Source organism: Cohnella sp. LGH, from assembly GCF_017671885.1.
GTDB lineage: Bacteria > Bacillota > Bacilli > Paenibacillales > Paenibacillaceae > Cohnella > Cohnella phaseoli.
In genome coordinates, this window is record NZ_CP072117.1 from 1,054,906 (window position 1) to 1,073,495 (window position 18,590).

Consider the following 18,590-nt stretch of genomic DNA (forward strand, 5'->3'; position numbering starts at 1 on the left):
TGAGAATGATTATCACTTAGAGGGGGATTTCCGTGTTTTCCAGTTATCGCAATTTGTCTGCCCGACTCGGCAGAATCGGCCTGCTTTCCGCGCTTGGCGCGCTGCTCGTCGCCGGCTTGCTGACCGCCTGCAGCTCCAGCAACAGCTCCGAACCTGCAGGCTCATCCGTCGCCGCTTCCTCCCCGGAGGTAACCGCATCCTCGTCGTCCGAAAGCGTCCCTTCTCCAGCGGCGGAGCCTTCAGCCGCACCTGCCTACCCACAAACCTTCCAGGACGAATTGGGACACGAGGTGAAGCTGCCTGCCGTTCCCGTAAAGATTTTCGCTCCCGGCATGGAAGATTCGCTGCTCGTGCTAGGCGTCAAGCCGACAGCCCAATGGGCCAACGGAGACATCGTGCCCGTATACTTGCAGGAACAGCTCGGCGACGTAGCTAAGGCGGATTTCTCCGCAGGGCTGCCTACTCCCGAGGTCGTCGCCTCGTACAAACCGGACCTTATCGTGCTGGGCAACTCGTATTATGCGGATAACGGCGTATACGAGCAGTACGCGAAAATTGCGCCGACCTATGCGTTTAAGCAATCCTCCTCCGATCTTAACGGCTCCCTGCGCAAGCTCGGCGAGCTATTAGGCAAGTTGCAGGAAGCCGAGCAAGCTCTGAGCGATTATCAGCGCAAGGTTGAGGAGGCGCGAATCAAGCTGGCTCCGGTGGCGGAAGGAAAAAAAGCCGTAATCATCCGTATGAACGATAGAGGCATCTTCCTGATGGGCGGAGATTATTACGGCGGTTACGTATTGGCCCAGGATTTGGGCTTTAGCAAGATTAAGTTCGTCGAGAAGGAGAGCAGCGCGGATTTGTCGCTGGAGATGCTGCCGGAGCTGGATGCGGACTATATTTTCATCGCCAACCATGCCGGTACGGGCGACGCATTCCTGAAGGAGCTGGAGAGCAGTCCGCTATGGAGGAACCTTCCTGCGGTTAAGGAAGATCGAGTATTCAAGATCGCGAATGACGCATGGCTGAACGGCGGCCTGATCGCGGGCGGCAACGTCATCGATGAAGTCGTCGAGCTGCTGGCGCCATGAGCGAAGTGAAGCGCTCCGCGTTGAGCGTCAATTATTGCGAAGAGTATCGACTGTTGGCGCGAAGAAACGGACGGGAATACCGCATTCTAATCGCTATGCCGACGGAGCCTCCTCCGCCTGGCGGCTACCCGGTCCTCTATGCGCTGGATGGGGACGCTACCTTCCTGACAATGGCGGAGGCGACCCGGCTGCAGACGCGCAAGCCTCACGGCTTCGATCCCGCCGTCGTCGTCGGCATCGGTTATCCGTCCGGCGAGCCCTTCGACATGAGCCGGCGCTGCTACGATTTCACGATGCCCGCCGAGGAAGGCACGCTGCCGGAAAGACCGGACGGGAGACCGTGGCCGGAGAACGGAGGGGCCGACTTGTTCCTTGACTTTCTGGAACATGATCTGCTGCCGTTCATAGCCGGACTCTTCCCGGTCGATGCGTCCAGGCGGACGCTGTTCGGCCACTCGCTCGGCGGCCTGTTCGTGCTGCATGCCTTGTTCTCGCAGCCTTCGCTGTTCTCTCGCTACGCAGCGGGAAGCCCGTCGATCTGGTGGGGCAACGGCGCGATTCTGGAACAATTCGACGCTTTCGTCCGCCGCTTCGACGGCCGGCTTCCGTCCGTTCGCCTGCTGTTCACCCTCGGGGCCGAAGAACTGAGCGACATGGTCGAAGACGCGGAGAAGCTGTTTGCCAAGCTTCAGCCGTTTACGGACGACAGCGGCGGCTTCCATTCAGAGTTCGTCAAGTTTCCTGGCGAGGAGCACGTCAGCGTGCTTCCTGCGGCGATTAGCCGCGTCGTTAAGTTCGGCCTGAACTGAGCGTCGGGGATAGATGAAGGGGTTGCCGGGCCGGTTGCGGAATCGCTTGTTAGCAAAATCGGACATTCGCTTAAGTGGGGTTGTCCCGAAAGTGACCCACAACACTTCCAGATAATTCCCAGAAGTTATTCGTATAATTATCTAAGATGCTTTAGTGACATAGAATCCCTGACCTTGGTTGATTTATACGATTTTTCCTACAAACGTTCGTCGTTTGAGTCTGATCCGAGTTGCTTTGTGCGGTTTTTCCTACAAAAGTCCGCCATTTAAGCCTGGTTCGAGCTGCTTTGTACGAATTTCCGACTAACTTCCCTGCGTAAGCTCATGTGTGCAAATAGATCCGTCGTAAAAGTTTAATATCCAATAAATTGTAAACGTTGTGGGTCATGATTAGCCCGTAGACTGCCTCATACGCTCCTGAAATTACCCTTTCGCGGGTTTCCCCATTCGGATTTCAGGAGCGTATAGCATCGGAGGGAGGTATATACACCTTGAACCTTTATGGTCGATTATCTTTCAGAGCAACTTTGACTTGCTAACGGGACAACCCTTCCGCTTAACGAGAGGGCCGTCAGATCAGGGCAATCGCCAGCAGCGTAAACAACGACAACGTCAAAATGTCAGCCCCGTAGCCCGGACCGAAGCCGGGGCCGAACCAGCCCGAGATTTGCGCTTTTCCCGAGATTCGCGCGCCCCCGGAAGTTCTTAAATAAACGTTGTCGCTATCCACGTTCACAATCACGCCTTCATAACACCCGCAGCGCGTGTGCACCCTAACTCTGCAGTTGATATGACGTCTGCATAAGTGATACATTTCCTCCATCCTTCGCAGCCTCCTAGTTAAATGTTCTGACTCCCCTACAGCGTATGAGAGACATTCAACAGAAGATTGGACAGTTGGAGGAAGGTGCGCATGCCCAGATCGTTGGATGCTTGTGCAATAAACTTATGCAGGCGGACGGTTCGCGTTATCTCGTGTAGAGAATCCGCGAACCGTCCGCCTGCTTCTGCTTATCGGGTCAATATTCGAAATGCGTGCGCGATCGGCGCTTCGCCGGCAGCCCAGCCGTCAGCCTCGGACAATTGAACCTTGATCCCCTCGCCGCAGCGTTCGAACTCCAGCCGCCGCTTGGAGCCCAGCTCCTCTACGGCAACGCCCTCCCGCGCATACGGGATGACCAGCTCCGCCGTTACCGGCGTTTGCTCGTCCGGGTACAGTCTGAAGGCATAGACATGGTCCGCCTTGCTCGTAAACGCCCACTCGCCCGTGAAATACGGATCGCAAATTCGCGTTCCGTAAATGCCTTCGCCGTACTGCTCCAGCCAAGCGCCAAGCTCTTTGATCCGTTTGACCGCGCCTTCCGGCAGGCGGCCGTCAGGCTGAGGGCCGACGTTCAAAGCCAGGTTGCCGCCCTTGGAGACGATCTCCAGCAGCATATGGACAAGACGGCGGGTCGACTTGTATTCGTCCTCGTAACGGAACGAGAAAGACGTCCCCAGCGTAATGCAGCTCTCCCACGGAATGTTCATCGGACGATCCGGAATCGCCTGCTCCGGCGTGACGATATTCTCGTACGGACCGCCAACGGTGCGGTCTGCGGCCAGCAGCCACGGCTGCGTCTGCCGAGCGCGCTCTACGAATTCGCCCAGCCGGATATCCTGACTCACCCGTCCGCCGGAGCGTACCCAGCCGGCGTCCAGCCACAGCACGTCGATCCTGCCGTATCGCGTCAGCAGCTCGTTCATCTGCTCGTGGGTGAACTGTACGAACTGCTCCCACAGCCAAGGATATTCGGCCGGGTCGTAGGACGGACCGCGCCACGTCGTCTGCCCTCGGGCCATGCCCGGAGCCCAGTAGTAAGGCGTGTGCCAGTCTGCCTTCGAGAAGTAGGCGGCAACCGCCAAGCCTTCGTTGCGGAAAGCGTCAAACAGCTCGCGGCAAATATCCGCATGCTTGTGTGCGTGGAAAGGACAGTCCGGCCCTGTGACGCGGTAATCCGTCGTATGCGTATCCCACATGCAGAAGCCGTCGTGATGCTTCGTCGTGAACAGCAGGTACTTAAAGCCCGAATCCGCCGCCAGCTTCGCCCAAGCTTCGGGCTGAAGCCGAATCGGATTAAACGTCCGGTTAAGTCCGAAATATTCGCGCTTGAGGTTTTCGCCGTCCGTCTCCCAGTCGATGCCTTCGCGCGACCAATCCGCGTCCTCGTCGCTCAGCGCCCACGATTCGACCACGCCGAGCTGCGAATACGGTCCCCAATGCATCATCAAGCCTAGCTTCTGATCCTTGAACCATTCCAGCCGTTCGAGCAGCAGCGGGTCCTCCGGTTTCACCCACTCCTCTTCCTTGCTGAAATGATGCACCCCGGCCTCTACAATCTGCTCATCTTGCGCCATCTTTAGCTCCTAGCGAACGGCAATCGCGTTCTGATGAATTTGAATATATTTGTCGGTCTGCAAGCCGTCAAAGCCTTTGACGTAGCTGTCCCAATCTTTGTCGATGTCCTTGTTGCCCGTAATGAACTGCGCCATGTTGCTCTTGATGTAATCGCGAATCGTCGTTCTGAGCTGCGCCGCGATCTCCGTATCCTCAAGCGCGATGAACACGCTGCCCGGATACAGCTCGTCGGAGGCGTACGGCTCGTAATTTTGCGATTCCCGCTTCAGCCGAACCTCGTACGAGCCTTCTGCCAACGGATCTTGAGGCGCCATCCACGAATCGCGGTATTGGTACGTACGCAGGGAAGGGCCGATCTGCTCCCAGCCGTCGTTGTGCGTCGTCTTCTCCGCCGCCTTCGGAATCGTCGCATACTTCGCTTGTTTGCCGTCCATGCCCAGCTCGCCAGGCTCCGCCTTGCGCCAGTCTTTACCCTCCGGTCCGCGCTCTTGAAGCACGATGGACTCTTCCGTGAACAGGAAGTCGACCAGACGGATCGCGGCGATCTGCTGCTCCTTCGTCGCCTTGTTCGTCAGCGCGAATTGCGAGCGGCTGATCCCGGCAAAATTCAACGTTTGCTGCACGCCGTTCGGTCCTTTCAGCGGAGGCAGCGTCACGTAGTCTTTATGACGCGGGTGCTTGTCGTCCGGCGATACGGCGTAGCTGATCAGCGCGGTCGTAATCGCGCCCATAATATTGTCCGGCTCGCGGTTGCCGATCTGCTGGATGGCGTCGGCGTTCTGGGTAAAGGCCGCGGAGTCGATCAGTCCTTCCGAATACAGCTTGTTCAGATATTGCAGTCCTTGCTTCCATTCCTCTTTGTTGGCGGCCAGATCCACCTTGCCGTCTCTGACGAAGAGGAAGCTGCCGTTGTCCTTATCCACGTAATCGTCGGTAATAAACGAGTTCATCAGGAACGCGGCGATGTTGCCCGCCCACATCTCGTCGGAGCCGGTCAGCGGAATTTCGTCCTGCTTGCCGTTTTTGTTCGGATCGCGCTCCTTAAACGCCTTCAGCACCTCGTAGAACTCGTCCGTAGTTGTCGGCATCTGCAGGCCCAGCTCATCCAGCCACGCCTTGTTGATCCACAGCTTCATCGCATAGTTGCAGTGATAACATTCGTTGATCTGCGGAATCGCGTAGATGTTGCCGTCCGGCGCGGTAATCGATCCCTTCAAATAAGGAAGGTCCTCGATCGCCTTCTTGATGTTCGGCGCGTACTGCTCGATCAGATCGTTCAGCGGCAGGAACACGCCCTGCTTGCCGTATTTCATCTGCTCGTCTTTCGTCAGGTTGCCGTGCAAAATCACTTCCGGATAGTCCCCGCTTGCCAGCATCAGCTGCTTCCGGTCGTTGAGCGCATTGTCAGGCACGAGATCCCATTCGATCTTGATGTTCGTTTTGTCCTCGACGTATTTCGTATACGTGTTCGTCTCCATATTTTCGATGCTGGGGTATTGCGGGGCGAACATCTTCAGCTTCATCTGCTGCGTCACGATCGGATAGGTGCCTACCGGCGTGAACAGCTCCCCTTGCGTCTCGGGCTGAGAGGCGGAAGAAGCAGGCGCGCTTGCGCTGCCGGAAGGCGAGGCGGAATTGCCGGATTTACTGCTGCATGCGCTCAGGATAAGCGTACAGATCAATACGAATGTCATTGCATAAGCCGTGCGGCGATTACGTCCGTTCATAGAAATGACTCCTCCTTATAATCTGTTTATTATTGAATTACTCCTTACGAGACATACGGTATAACCGCGAGTCCGCTTGCGCTCGCAACCTTCCTATCCGGCCTCACCTCCTTTAATGGCGCCGACTCGTTACCCCTTCAAGGAACCGATCATGACGCCTTTCACGAAGTATTTTTGCACGAACGGATAGATGATCAGCACCGGCAGACTGGCGACGACGATAAGCGAATATTTCAGCAAATCCTTCAAGCCCTGCTGCGCCAGCAAAATATCGACGTTCGATACCATCGAAGGATCGATCGTATTTAGAATGAGAATGTTGCGCAGCACGATCTGCAGCGGGAACAAGTCGGCCGATCTTAGGAAAATGAGCGCATCGAAGTAGGCATTCCAGTGACCGACGGCGTACATGAGCGACATAACGGCGATAATCGGCTTGGACAGCGGCAGCACGATCCGGAGGATAAACCGAATATCGTTGCACCCGTCCAGCTCCGCCGCTTCGGCCAGCTCATCCGGAATCGTCGTCTGGAAGAAGGTGCGGGCAACGATGACTTGGAATACCGCCAGCGCTCCAGGCAAAATCATCGCCCAGCGCGTATCGAGCAAATGCAGGTTTTTGACGAGCAAATAATAAGGAATCAGTCCGCCTTCAAAAATCATCGTCACGATCAGCAGCACCATGATGACGTTGCGCCCGTAGAACGTTTTTCTGGCCAGCGGGTACGCGAGCATCACCGTCATGACGACGTTGACCGTCGTTCCGGCAACCGCGTAGATGACGGAATTCAAATATCCGGTGCCGATCTGCGGATTGCGGAACACGGCCGTATAGCCGTCCAGCGTAAAGTCGACCGGAAACAGCCATACTCGTCCGGATACGACAGCCTGCGGCGAGCTGAAGGAGGAGCTGACAATGTACATCAGCGGAAGCAAAATAATAATCAGTACGACCGTCAACAGCGTATAAATCCCTGCAATGAACAGTCGGTCTCCGTGAGATTCGCGAATTGCCGATGCTTTAGCCATGTGCCACCCTCCCCGTTACCATAGACTGTTGCTCGACAGCTTTCTCGCCAAGAAGTTGACGGATACGAGCAAAATTAAATTTATGACTGAATTAAACAGGCCGATCGCCGTCGAGAAGCTGAAGCTGGAGCTGAGCAAGCCTACCTTGTACACATAGGTCGAAATAATTTCGGAGGTCTGCAGGTTCAGCGGATTTTGCATCAGATACACTTTCTCGAAGCCGAGCTTCATGACGTTGCCGAGATTCAGGATGAGCAGGATCGTCGATACGGGAATCAGGCTGGGAATGTCGATATTGATCATCTTCTGAATTCGCGATGCCCCGTCCACCTTGGCCGATTCATAAAGCTCGGGATTGACCCCTGCCAATGCCGCGATGTAGATGATCGCCCCGTAGCCGGTGTACTGCCATACATCGGACCAGACGTAGATCGATTTGAACAAACCCGGCATACCCATGAAGTTCGTGTTTTCAACGCCCAATGACTGAAAAAGCTTACTGATGATCCCTACGTTCGGAGACAGCGTCAAAATGAGAATCGAAACCATAATGACGGTCGAGATGAAGTAAGGGGCATAGGTGATGAGCTGAACGCTTTTCTTGAAGAAGCCGTTGCGAACTTCATTCAGCGCCAAGGCGAGCAGGATCGGCGCAGGGAAGCCGACGACCAGGCCGTACAGGCTGATGCCGAGCGTATTCTTCATGTATTGCCAGAAATTCGGCGAGTCCAAAAATTGGTCGAAATACTTGAAGCCCGCCCATGGGCTGCCCCAGATGCCCTGAACGACGTTGTAGTCCTTAAACGCGATCAATACGCCGGCCATCGGGATGTACTTAAAAATGATCAAATAAAGAATCGGCAAAACAATAACGGCGTACAGCTGCCAGTGGCGTTTGATCCTTTTGTACGCATGGCGCTTTGGCTTGCTCCCTCTTGCCGAAAGCTTGGAGGCTGCGAGCGGCTGCTCTGTCAGACTTGTCATAGACCGGTGCTCCTTTCCAGTTGAATCTGCGGCTGCTTAGTGCCATTCTAGGGGGCCGACGACGCAAGCGGCAAGATACATTAATCGAAGGCCGAACGATTTTCGCCGCACCGAATAAACAAGGCAGCCCGGGCCGTCGCCCGGGCTGCCTTGCTGGAGTCTTGTCGGCGTTTTGTCCGCCAAACCGTTTTCTACCGCCATACGATTTTCGATTTTTACTCGGCCTTCCGTCTGCTAAGCTCTTCGCGGTATTCGCTCGGCGAGCAGCCCGCGACCCGGCGGAAAACGCGGCTGAACGAGATCGCGTTCAGATAGCCGACACGGTCGGCAATCTCCTGCACCGAGCAGGACGTCTCCTCCAGCAATCGGCGGGCGTTCTGCATCCGGATGTCGATCAGAAAATCGACGAACTTGTCGCCGGTCTGCTCCTTAAACAGCTTGCTGATATATTTGGGACTGATGCTGAACTTGTCGCTCAAATATTCAAGCGACATATTCGGATCTTGATAATGCTGCTCGATATATTTCCGCATTTCCCGAATGATCGAGGCGTGCTGGCGCTTGTCCTGCTCCTCCTGCAGCTTGGCGGCCAGCTCGATCAGCAGTCGGCCGCCTTCCTCCTTCATCCGCTCCAGCGACTGGCAGTCGACGACGATCTCGTTAAGTCCGGGCAGGCCGTCCCGCTCCCAGATGTCCTGAAACTCCCTCGACGTCGTCGCCATCTCGCGTTTCATATAATAGAGGAAATAATTCATCAGATTGACGATCTCGTCCTTCGTCAGCATTCCCTGCTTCATCTCGTCGAACCAGTCGTCGAACCTTCCCTTCCAGTCGGCCTCCAGCAGCCGGTACGATTGCGCAATGGCGCGGATCGCATTCAGGTGGCCGAAGACTTCCGCCTGACCTTGGGTCGCCGTCTGTCCGTAATCGATCAGCCGGTTTTGGCCTAATGAAATTTTGTACTTCAGCGCTTCGGTCGCGTTCTTGAACGACTGCGGAATGTCGGAGAGCTGCTTGGCGCCCGTACCGATGCCGATCGTCACCGTGAACTTGAGATACTGTTCCGTCCAGCTTCGTATATGCTCCAGGAAGTCGACCATGGCCTGCAGCCGCTCCTCGTCCTCCTCCTGCTTCAGAAACACCATCACGCTAAGCTGAAGCGCGGAGGTCCATTCCGTCCATAGCTCGCATTCGTGCTTGGTGGCCAGCTCCTGGATGACGCTGCGCAGGGAGAATTTCAACAGGTTCTGGTCGCGATGCGAATACTTGCGGCAGAACTCCGCATAATCGTCCATCTCCACCACGAACACAAGCTGCTCGCCGGAAGGAGCCGGAAGCTGAAGGCGGTCGGCCTCGTCCCTCCAGCCATCCAGCGTAAGCTCGGAATTGCCTTCGATCAGCCGATGAAACAGATTGTTCGTATGCAGATGGCGATCTTCTTTGTGCTTCCGTTGATATCGGTTGGACTGTTCGATGATATTTTCCAGCGCCGTCTCGATAAATGTAAACTCGTCCCCGCCCCCTTCCCGAGACGCTCCGCTTGACACCGAAGCCGCATAGCCCCGTACGCGCGACGTTATCTGCTCCAGCGGCTTCGAATTGCGCCTCGTCACGTAGACAAGCCATATAAAGCTCACCGCGATCATCAGGAGACCGACGACAAACCAGACGTTGTACAACGACGAGACGAGCTGCACAAGTCTGCCGTTGATCAGGCCGCTCTCATACGACCAGTCCGTATAGCTCGATACGTGCTCGGCGAAAGCTTTGGCCGTCTTCGCGTCCGGCTCCCGGTCCGGGAACAACAGGTTGCCCTCCGCGTCGCGAATGCGGATGAAGCTCGACTCCGGATCGTACAGACTGGCCACCATGCCGTACAGAGCCGAGGTCGACACGTTAACGACGATCATCCCTTTGTTGCTCGCGATAAACGGCACGCCCCGGACCAAGCTGACGACGGGTTTGCCCTCGAGCAGGGAAAACTCCTTGAACTCCCGCGGCCCCGTCCACTTTTTCGCCAAGCTTCCTTTATGCTCCGTGATAAAAGATTGGTCCCGATAACTCTCCAGCTTGTCGCTGGTCGAGGTGCTCAGCACGAATTCGTCCTCGAACCGGTACAGATAAATCGAATCGATGATCGGGTAGGACAGGATGATTCCTTTCATCTGATCGACGGCGCTAATGTTCAAGTACGCATTGCTGCCCGATCGCCCGTCGAAGAAATCCGTCAACTGCTTATTATAAATAATCTCCAGCATAATCGCGCTGTCGATCGCCTTCAGCGACGCATCGATCGATCGCATGGCTTGAATCGAGAGCTGATTGTTCGCGTTGGCCGCCTGCTGGCGATTTTGCTCGCTGAGCAGCTGGAAAAACACGAAAAATAAGAAGGTCACCACGATTAAAAAGATCGGCATATAAGACAGCAGCAGCCGTATAAACCAGGTTTTCCGCATAAAATCCCTCTCCCGCCTTGCTGTAAGCGCTCTATAATACGATATCTCCATTAATTCGACGCTGGTCCCGCTTTATCCTACAACCCCATATGTTACAATATCTGGACAAGAGATGCGCAGCAAGGAGGATCAGCCCGTGGAAAAAGAAAACGAACCTTACGACCCGGAGACGGAAGAGTGGGAATGGGAGGATAGCGAGGAGGAAGCCGCGGAGGCGCAGCAGGCGGCGGCCGCAAGGCGAAGGAGGCTGAGAAACATCGTCGTTTCCCTCCTTACGCTCGCTCTGCTCGGCAATGTGCTGGCGTTCTGGCCGCAAATTTACAATAGTACAACGCTGCCATTTTTATTTAAATCGAAGGAATTGTCGACCCGCGAAAACATTCAGAGCTATAAAGAAGCGGTCGTGCTCGTCAGCACGGACAAGGGCAAAGGAACCGGTTTTCATGTGGAGGGCGGATATATCGTCACCAACTATCATGTGATCGAGGGCGGGGCATATTCGGCGATTAAATTCCCGGGAAATGATCGGGCGTACAAAGGCACGCTGGCCGGCTCCGATCCCGATCTGGATATTGCGGTGCTGAAAATAGAAGAGAGCGAGCGGTCGCTCCCCTCTATCACCATCGAGCGCGAATGGACGCCGGGGGAGCACGTCTACATTATCGGCAACCCGCTTTATTTTACGCAAATCGTAAACGAAGGCAGCGCGCTCGAACTTGTGCCGATCCGGGACCGGGCCAAGCCCGCTCTGGCGATTGACGCTCCGGTGTTCAAGGGCAACAGCGGAAGTCCGGTTATCAACGAAGATGGCCGTGCGATCGCCGTCATCTATGCGACAACGGAGATCGTCCGGGAGGACGGCGCGGTTCAGGTCGGCCTAGCCGTACCGCTGGCCGACCTGGGCGAGCTGCTGGATAAGCTTTCTATTTCGCAATAAAAGATAATGAGTTGCCCATACTCTGCAAAAATGCGTTCCGGCCGCTGCGTCAGCTCCGAGTTCTCTCGCCAGGCTGTTCAAAAATTGATCAGCTGGTTGGCGTATGCTTAGAGTGAAAATTGCGCGAATCAGCGATTGCGATGAATTGCAGGAAAGCGAGGATCGACAATGGGAAGACCCCGGCGCTCGAATCCCCGGCTCTGCGAAATGCCGGGATGCACAGATAAGCATTACGCGAAGGGACAGTGCAAGCTGCATTATTTTCGCTCTTGGCGCAGCAAGGAGCACAAGTCGAACGCCCGTGAAGAAGAGGAAGCCTCGAAAAAAACGCTTTATCTTAGCCCCCTATCCCCCGACTAGAAAGGTCAGGGGATACCCGCTTTATTTCCGCCAAAGGGTTTTACAATCCGCTTTATCCCAAATGTTAAACTCGATCATTTTCTCAAGCAAAGAGAACTCAATAGGATCTTCCCACTTAATCCGTACCAATTCCTTGGTATGCTCGTAGCCTGCTTGTGCGATGGCATCCGCCACGTGGTTCATCCCCGCCTTTTCGGGCGCTACGGCCAAATGATGCTTGGACACGCTAAAACCGATAATATATGTGCCGTGATCGGTAAACATAGGCTGATTCCAGGCAATTTTGGGCTCCAGGATCGGATATTTCTTTGCAACCCATGTCAAAACCTCTTCCGTACGCGCCCGATGCTGCGGATTATGAATACCCTCCAAATAGGTTGCAAAAGCTTCCATAATAGCGCCCCCTCATATAAGATAACAGTATTCCGTTAGAGAACAAGCTCATCTTTAAACTATATAATTTGCGTCCCGAGCAGGCAATACCCAGATCAATATAAAGGAGTGAAGTCTATGCAGGAGCATTGGTGGAAAACGACCGTCGTTTATCAAGTGTACCCTCGCAGCTTTCAAGATACCGATGGTGATGGAGTCGGCGATCTTCGGGGAATCGTCAAACGACTTGATTACTTGCAGGAATTGGGCATCGGAGCGATCTGGCTGAGCCCGGTTTACAAATCTCCCAACGACGACAACGGCTACGACATCAGCGACTATCGGGATATTATGGACGAGTTCGGCACGATGGCCGATATGGACGAGTTGATTCGCGAGGCCAACGCCCGGAACATCAAAATTGTGATGGATCTGGTCGTGAACCATACGTCCGACGAGCATCCTTGGTTTATCGAGTCTCGTCGAAGCCGGGACAACGAGTACCGCGACTACTATATTTGGCGCGATCCCGCGCCGAGCGGCGGAGAACCGAACGGACTGCGCTCGATATTCAGCGGTTCCGCCTGGCAGTATGACGAGCAGACCGGCCAGTATTACCTGCACCTGTTCAGCAAGCGTCAGCCCGATCTGAATTGGGAAAATGCCAAGGTACGTCAGGAAGTGTGGGACTTGATGAATTTCTGGCTGGAAAAGGGGATCGGCGGCTTTCGAATGGACGTCATCGATCTGGTCGGCAAGCTCCCGGATCAGGAGATTACCGGCAACGGTCCGAAGCTTCATGAGTACTTGCAGGATATGCATCGCGAAACCTTCGGCCGCTACGACGTGATGACGGTCGGGGAGACGTGGGGCGCGACGCCAGAGATTGCCAAGCTCTACTCCGATCCCGCTCGCAAGGAGCTGTCGATGGTGTTCCAATTCGAGCACATTATGCTCGACCAGCAGGAAGGCAAGGACAAGTGGGATCTGAAGCCGCTGCCGGTGGGAGAACTGAAGCGCGTGCTGAGCAAGTGGCAGACCGAGCTGGGAGACCAAGGCTGGAACAGTCTGTTCTGGAACAACCACGACCTGCCGCGCATCGTATCCCGCTGGGGAGACGACGGCGAATTGCGCATTCCGAGCGCCAAAATGTTCGCGATCGTGCTGCATCTTATGAAGGGAACTCCGTATATTTATCAGGGCGAGGAGATCGGCATGACCAACTGTCCGATCTCCGACATTTCCGAGGCTCAGGACATCGAGACGATCAATATGTACCATGAACGGCTCGGCTGGAGCTATTCGCGCGAAGACATCATCGCCTCTATTAACGCCAAGGGCCGCGACAATGCGCGAACGCCCATGCAGTGGGACGATACGGCTAACGCCGGTTTTACGACGGGAACGCCTTGGCTGCGCGTCAACCCAAACTACAAATCGATCAATGCCGCGTCGGAGCTTGCCGACCCAGACTCTATTTTCCACACCTACAAGCGGCTGATCGCGCTCCGCAAGGAGCATCCGATCGTCGCTTGGGGCAGCTACGAGCTGATCGAGGACGTGCCGGAGCAGCTGTTCCTGTATCTGCGCCGCCACGAAGGGCGTACTTGGGCGGTAGCCGCCAACTTCGGCGGAACGGCGCTCTCGGCCAGCGTCTCGCGTCTTGGCCGCAGCGAATCCGTCATCATCTCCAACTACGATCGTAGCGAGGCGGATTTTGCGCAGCTGGAATTGCGTCCGTACGAGGCATTTGCGGTTGAAATGGCTTGAGGAGTTAACAAAAGCGAAATAGACCGTTCCTCTTCTCCAAAGGATACGGTCTATTTCCAAATGCTTATTTATAAGTGGCCCCAAAAACTCGATCTCCAGGCTATGATTGACCTACAACGATTCCAATTGATTGGAAGTTAGTCGAAAAACCGTACAAAGCAACTCGAATCAGGCTCAAACGGTGGAAATTTGTTCGAATAATCGAATAATCGTACAAAGCAATTCGAATCTGACTCATACGACGGATGTTTGTTCGAATAACCATACAAAACGACCGAAATCAAGGGGGGTATGTCTATCGATCCTCTTAAGCAACTTCGTTTATGGAACAATCACCCCGACTCGTTCCAACTTGCGCTACTCTACTCTTTCAAGAGCCATAAGCTCCCCCTGACCGGGAGCCAACCACAGCAGAGACGAGAATTCATCCACAAATTTGGCCTGATTGTTCACCACATAGGCTTCCCCGTACGCATTAAACCGCTGTAATTGCCGCACATCTTGCATATAGACTTGCACATTTACGGAATCTCGCGGATTGGCGTTCACGATAAACGCATAGGTCTGTCCGGAGAGCCGATGGCGGAACTCTGATACGATCAAGTGCGGGTCGTGACCGGCTTCGACGGCGATCTCCTTAATCGCGCCGCCGAAGTCGAGCAGTTGTCCCCCTTGCGCGGGAGCTTCCGGATAATGGCCGACCCGCAGCAGCTGCAAATCCATAAACAAGTTGCCCCATCTCTGATGCAGCTCTCTATTCACGTCCCGTATATGGAAAAACGTATCCGTACGCTCTCCCCACCAATCGATCGGTCCCTGTCGGTAATTCGTTTCACTGTTAAACGTGTTATCGGGCGTGTAGAACGTGAAATAAAAGATTCCCTTGGCGCCATAAGCCAGAGACGTATTCACCTGCCAGCGTACGTCGTCGTAAGACGGTTTGCGATAACGGAAATGCGGCGTAGACAAGATCGTATTCCAGAAATCGATGCCTCTAAGCGCTAAGTTCCTATAATGGCTCAGATTCGTGTAGTAGAGCGGATTCTCGTACTCTCGTTCCGTCATCTGGCCATAGTAGTCGTAGCTGACGAGCTTCGCCCCCGTTCGCTGCACATAATCCTCCAGATAACGGCCATAGTCTCGGTATCCCAATAGCGCCTCTGTCTGCGGAATGGCCGGAAAAAAGTTAACAAAGGGCAGCAGATGAGCGGCATGCGTCTTAACGATGCCCACCGCTTGAACCACGGCTTCATGGAGATCGCGCTCGGGTTCGTCGATGATAAAAAATCCGGCAACCAGCGGATGATGGGCGAATTCCGCAACCGCTTCGACAACTCCGCGCTCATAATCGTACGGAAGCGATCGGTCTCCTTTCTCATCGCGAGGCAGATCCCTTATCCATAAAATACTCACGCGCGGATCTCGTAAAATCACTTTCACGTTCTGTTTCTCGCACCATGCGAGGAGTACCGCAAGCTTATTCCGGTCCTCCTCATCCAGCGAATACGCCGGGGATTGAATCGTCGAGAAAGCACACGCCTCCCAATCCGCAAGCGCCCCTTCGTCCCACTCTTTCATCGTCATATAATTCCAAAACCCGATAGGGAATCGGCTGACGCCGGAAAACCGTCTCATTCCGTACAACTCCTAGGTTTAAGGATTTGGACTAATTCGAAGCATAGAACGCATAGGTGCCGCCGTTACTCGTTAGTCCGGTTGGGGCTGCGGCAGGCAGCGACGTCGGATACGTGTAGCTCGTGTATTGAACAGGCGGATTATACGTCAGCACGTTTCCCGTTTGACTTAGAACGAATACCAGCCAATACGGCGTACCCTCCGTTAACGCTGTGGAAGGAATCGTTCCTTGGTTCCATCCGTTAAAAAGCGTGATTTCCGGCGTTTCCGCGAGCAATGTCCCCGGATTGCCGCTATTGTCGCTGTATAGCGCCATTCTGACTTTGCTGCCGCGCCGGAAGCCACGTATAAGTTCAAGTTGGTCGCGGTTAAATCTTGCCCGGCAATCGCCTTCGTCGCTACAAAATTGTTGTCCGCCGTCGTTTCCGTCTTGCTGCCGGGTGTCACTAGACCTACATATTCAGAAGGTGCAGAAACCGAATTGGCATAAAATTGCACATCGTCGACCATGTACCAAGTGGTCGCTGGAGAATTGGAGTAGACTTTCCAATACGTTTAACGTCAGTACCGCCTATCTGGGTCAATTGTTCAAGAAAACAACCGGAGATATGTTCTCCAATTATCTAAACCGCATACGGATCGAAAAATCCAAGGAATTGCTCGCCCAAACGACTTTGAAATCGAATCAAATTTCAACGATGATCGGGTTCACCAATGTCACCTATTTCTCGAATATTTTCAAAAAGTTCGTAGGCGTGTATCCTATTGAGTATAGGAAAGCTTTGGCTAAGGTTACGAAACCGGCGCCGGCTGATTGAGGACAGTATTCGTCCTGTAACCGGCGACGCGGTAGCGTTCCGATCTCCCATATAAGGCCGGCCCGGCAGACATGAACTGCGAGCTCTGTCCGTCTCTGCCGAGGGCATTCGGCGGTTTTCCGGGCACGATTCCGCTTCTGGGCAGCACCACCGAGCAAACGGACCGCTTCTTGTGCCTTATACCGTGCGATTTCTGGAAGCGCCCAAGCCGGCCAGGAGCAATAGAGTGCTAACGCCAAGCAGCAGCAACAGCGGAGGGTTCCAGCTTGCTGTGATATCATGAAGCAAACCGAACAAGATCGGTCCGGTTGCCGCCAGCAAATATCCGACCGATTGCGACATGCCGGACAGAGAAGCGGAATCGAAGGCATCTTTCGTTCGCAGGCTTAAAAAAATCATAGCCAAGCTGAACGCACATCCCCCGCCAATTCCAAGTAAAACGGTCCACAAGGAAATGAAGGCATTTCCTCCGAAATAAAGACCTCCCAGTGAAACAAACAACAGAACCGTCATGATGATGACCAGCAAACGTTGGTTCTTCATGCGTCCCGCTACGATCGGCACAATGAACGCTACGGGCAGCGCAGCAATCTGAAACAGCGACAGCATCCAACCGCCGCTGTCTTCATCCAAACCCCGGCTTGTCATGATTTCGGGCAGCCAAGCGATCAAAACGTAGAATAAGAGAGACTGCGTCCCCATAAAAATCGTAACCATCCATGCCAGCGGCGAACGCCACAGACTTCGGCGCTTCGACGCACCGCTCGTCGCTGTCCCGGCAGACGCCCGACTCGTCCGAGCTTGAGGCAACCAGAATAGCGCAACCAACAGAACGAGTATGCCCCAAATGGCGAGCGCGCCATTCCAGCCGAAACCGAGGTTACGGGCGAGCGGGATACTCATACCGGACGCGATCGCCCCGCATAAATTCATGGACACGGAGTAAACGCCGGTCATGAGGCCGACTTGATGAGAAAAATCCCGTTTGACCAGACTTGGAATGAGCACGTTGCACGCCGCAATCGCCAGCCCGATCAAGGCAGTGCCTATAAACAAAGAAGCGGTTGCGGTCATCGAACGGATTGCGATACCCGCCATGAGTAAGATCAGCGCATAAAGCAAGGTCCGCTCCACCCCGAAGCGGCGCGCCAGAATGGGGGCGAACGGTGAGAGCAGCGCGAAAGCAAGCAATGGCAGTGTAGTGAGCAAACCTGCCGCAGCATTCGACAGTCCGAGGGATTCGCGAATCGAGCCGACCAACGGGCCTACCGACGTTAGCGGCGACCTCATGGTCAGTGCGATCAGGACGATTCCGAGGATGATCGGCCACCCCACCGACATCGACTTTTTCGCCATCATTGACTTCGTTTCGCTTGATACGCTCATAGCCGTTCGTCTCCTTTGATCTCAAGAACGGCTTTCGATTCCGAAATATAGCGTTGAACCGTTGCCACGGCACGATCGGCGTCTTGATCGACAATCGCTTCGACCAGTTGTCTGTGTATCAACAAAAAATCCGTATCGGCTTCATAACGAGTTATGCTTGTAATCAAATCTTGTAACGCGTCCGCGATATGGTTGTATAATTCGATCAAGATTTCATTATGAGACGCCGCGATGATACCTTGGTGAAGACGAATATCCTCCGTTACAACCCCATCCATGTCGCCGCGTGCTGCCGCCCCCTCCCAGCGTTCCAGTTGGAGAAGAAGCTCTCGCGCCTCTTCGTCCGTTCTGCGTTGTGCGGCCAGATGGGCTCCCTCGCGTTCGAGCGCATGCCGGACTTCCAACGTCTGCAGCGAATCGGAGCGCATGATTCGTTTTTGCAGTACGACTCCCAGCACGCTCGAAGAACAGACGTACGTTCCGTCCCCCTGCTTCGTCTTCAAAAGTCCCGCATGGACCAACGCCCGAATAGCTTCCCTTAATGTATTGCGGCTAACATTCAATTCGACCATCAACTCCGGCTCTGCCGGAATACGCATCCCGACGGCCCACTTGCCGGATTCGATCTGTCTTTCCATTTGCAATGCGACTTGCTCGACCAGCGTCAGCCGACTTGTTTTCTGTAGCATACGTTAGTCCTCATTTCATCTATTTATCAAACATAGGATGTTTGGTTAATTGGTATTTTAACATAGATTATATGGTGGGGACAACTCCTTGCCTAAAAACAAGCATCGATATCAACAAAATATGGTATAATTTGA

The 18,590-nt window shown here is 54.4% G+C and carries 16 protein-coding genes; 5 read left to right on the plus strand and 11 right to left on the minus strand.

Annotated features, from left to right (window positions below; translation table 11 throughout):
- Positions 1 to 32: 32 nt before the first annotated feature.
- Positions 33 to 1,085 (plus strand): ABC transporter substrate-binding protein, encoded by a 1,053-nt coding sequence (locus J4772_RS04140; RefSeq protein WP_209074250.1) that lies wholly within the window; start codon positions 33 to 35, stop codon positions 1,083 to 1,085.
- Positions 1,082 to 1,894: an alpha/beta hydrolase gene (locus J4772_RS04145; RefSeq protein ID WP_209074251.1), complete on the plus strand. Its 813-nt coding sequence runs from the start codon at positions 1,082 to 1,084 to the stop codon at positions 1,892 to 1,894. The genes J4772_RS04140 and J4772_RS04145 overlap by 4 nt, the downstream gene beginning before the upstream one ends.
- Positions 1,895 to 2,465: 571 nt before the next feature.
- On the opposite strand, the gene J4772_RS04150 is transcribed toward J4772_RS04145, so the two are convergent.
- The 6 genes from J4772_RS04150 to J4772_RS04175 form a co-directional block, all read right to left on the minus strand.
- Complete coding sequence (locus J4772_RS04150) at positions 2,466 to 2,717, minus strand: hypothetical protein (RefSeq protein WP_209074252.1); 252 nt, start codon at positions 2,715 to 2,717, stop codon at positions 2,466 to 2,468.
- A 188-nt stretch (positions 2,718 to 2,905) separates the two neighbouring features.
- Positions 2,906 to 4,291: an alpha-L-fucosidase gene (locus tag J4772_RS04155; protein WP_209074253.1), complete on the minus strand. Its 1,386-nt coding sequence runs from the start codon at positions 4,289 to 4,291 to the stop codon at positions 2,906 to 2,908.
- Between the two features lie 9 nt (positions 4,292 to 4,300).
- The gene (locus J4772_RS04160) at positions 4,301 to 6,019 is read right to left on the minus strand and encodes an ABC transporter substrate-binding protein (protein WP_209074254.1); all 1,719 of its coding nucleotides are present in this window, start codon (positions 6,017 to 6,019) and stop codon (positions 4,301 to 4,303) included.
- 129 nt (positions 6,020 to 6,148) lie between these two features.
- Positions 6,149 to 7,048 (minus strand): carbohydrate ABC transporter permease, encoded by a 900-nt coding sequence (locus J4772_RS04165; protein ID WP_209074255.1) that lies wholly within the window; start codon positions 7,046 to 7,048, stop codon positions 6,149 to 6,151.
- Positions 7,049 to 7,063: 15 nt separating this feature from the next.
- Positions 7,064 to 8,032 carry an ABC transporter permease gene (locus tag J4772_RS04170; protein ID WP_209074256.1) on the minus strand — a complete coding sequence of 323 codons (969 nt, stop codon included), beginning with the start codon at positions 8,030 to 8,032 and terminating at the stop codon, positions 7,064 to 7,066.
- Between the two features lie 215 nt (positions 8,033 to 8,247).
- Complete coding sequence (locus J4772_RS04175; protein WP_247741011.1) at positions 8,248 to 10,488, minus strand: helix-turn-helix domain-containing protein; 2,241 nt, start codon at positions 10,486 to 10,488, stop codon at positions 8,248 to 8,250.
- Between the two features lie 136 nt (positions 10,489 to 10,624).
- Between J4772_RS04175 and J4772_RS04180 the strand changes: the two genes are divergently transcribed.
- On the plus strand, positions 10,625 to 11,425 hold the full coding sequence (locus J4772_RS04180; protein WP_247741012.1) for a S1 family peptidase: 801 nt from the start codon (positions 10,625 to 10,627) through the stop codon (positions 11,423 to 11,425).
- Positions 11,426 to 11,806: 381 nt separating this feature from the next.
- On the opposite strand, the gene J4772_RS04185 is transcribed toward J4772_RS04180, so the two are convergent.
- Positions 11,807 to 12,178 carry an iron chaperone gene (locus tag J4772_RS04185; RefSeq protein ID WP_209074258.1) on the minus strand — a complete coding sequence of 124 codons (372 nt, stop codon included), beginning with the start codon at positions 12,176 to 12,178 and terminating at the stop codon, positions 11,807 to 11,809.
- Between the two features lie 117 nt (positions 12,179 to 12,295).
- Here J4772_RS04185 and J4772_RS04190 point away from each other — a divergent pair, with 117 nt between their 5' ends.
- Positions 12,296 to 13,927, plus strand: a complete 1,632-nt coding sequence (locus tag J4772_RS04190; protein ID WP_209074259.1) for an alpha-glucosidase — start codon at positions 12,296 to 12,298, stop codon at positions 13,925 to 13,927.
- 357 nt (positions 13,928 to 14,284) lie between these two features.
- Here J4772_RS04190 and J4772_RS04195 read toward each other — a convergent pair whose 3' ends face one another.
- Positions 14,285 to 15,562, minus strand: coding sequence for a hypothetical protein (locus J4772_RS04195; protein WP_209074260.1), 1,278 nt, complete (start codon positions 15,560 to 15,562; stop codon positions 14,285 to 14,287).
- Positions 15,563 to 15,593: 31 nt separating this feature from the next.
- Entirely contained in the window at positions 15,594 to 16,022 is a 429-nt protein-coding gene (locus J4772_RS04200; protein ID WP_305827875.1) for a choice-of-anchor R domain-containing protein, read from the minus strand.
- Positions 16,023 to 16,029: 7 nt separating this feature from the next.
- Here J4772_RS04200 and J4772_RS37475 point away from each other — a divergent pair, with 7 nt between their 5' ends.
- On the plus strand, positions 16,030 to 16,380 hold the full coding sequence (locus J4772_RS37475) for a helix-turn-helix domain-containing protein (RefSeq protein WP_209074262.1): 351 nt from the start codon (positions 16,030 to 16,032) through the stop codon (positions 16,378 to 16,380).
- Between the two features lie 177 nt (positions 16,381 to 16,557).
- On the opposite strand, the gene J4772_RS04210 is transcribed toward J4772_RS37475, so the two are convergent.
- Both J4772_RS04210 and J4772_RS04215 read right to left on the minus strand, forming a co-directional pair.
- Positions 16,558 to 17,766: a CynX/NimT family MFS transporter gene (locus J4772_RS04210; protein ID WP_209074263.1), complete on the minus strand. Its 1,209-nt coding sequence runs from the start codon at positions 17,764 to 17,766 to the stop codon at positions 16,558 to 16,560.
- Positions 17,763 to 18,455 (minus strand): FadR/GntR family transcriptional regulator, encoded by a 693-nt coding sequence (locus J4772_RS04215; protein WP_209074264.1) that lies wholly within the window; start codon positions 18,453 to 18,455, stop codon positions 17,763 to 17,765. Before J4772_RS04215 ends, J4772_RS04210 begins: the two co-directional genes overlap by 4 nt.
- Between the last annotated feature and the right edge of the window lie 135 nt (positions 18,456 to 18,590).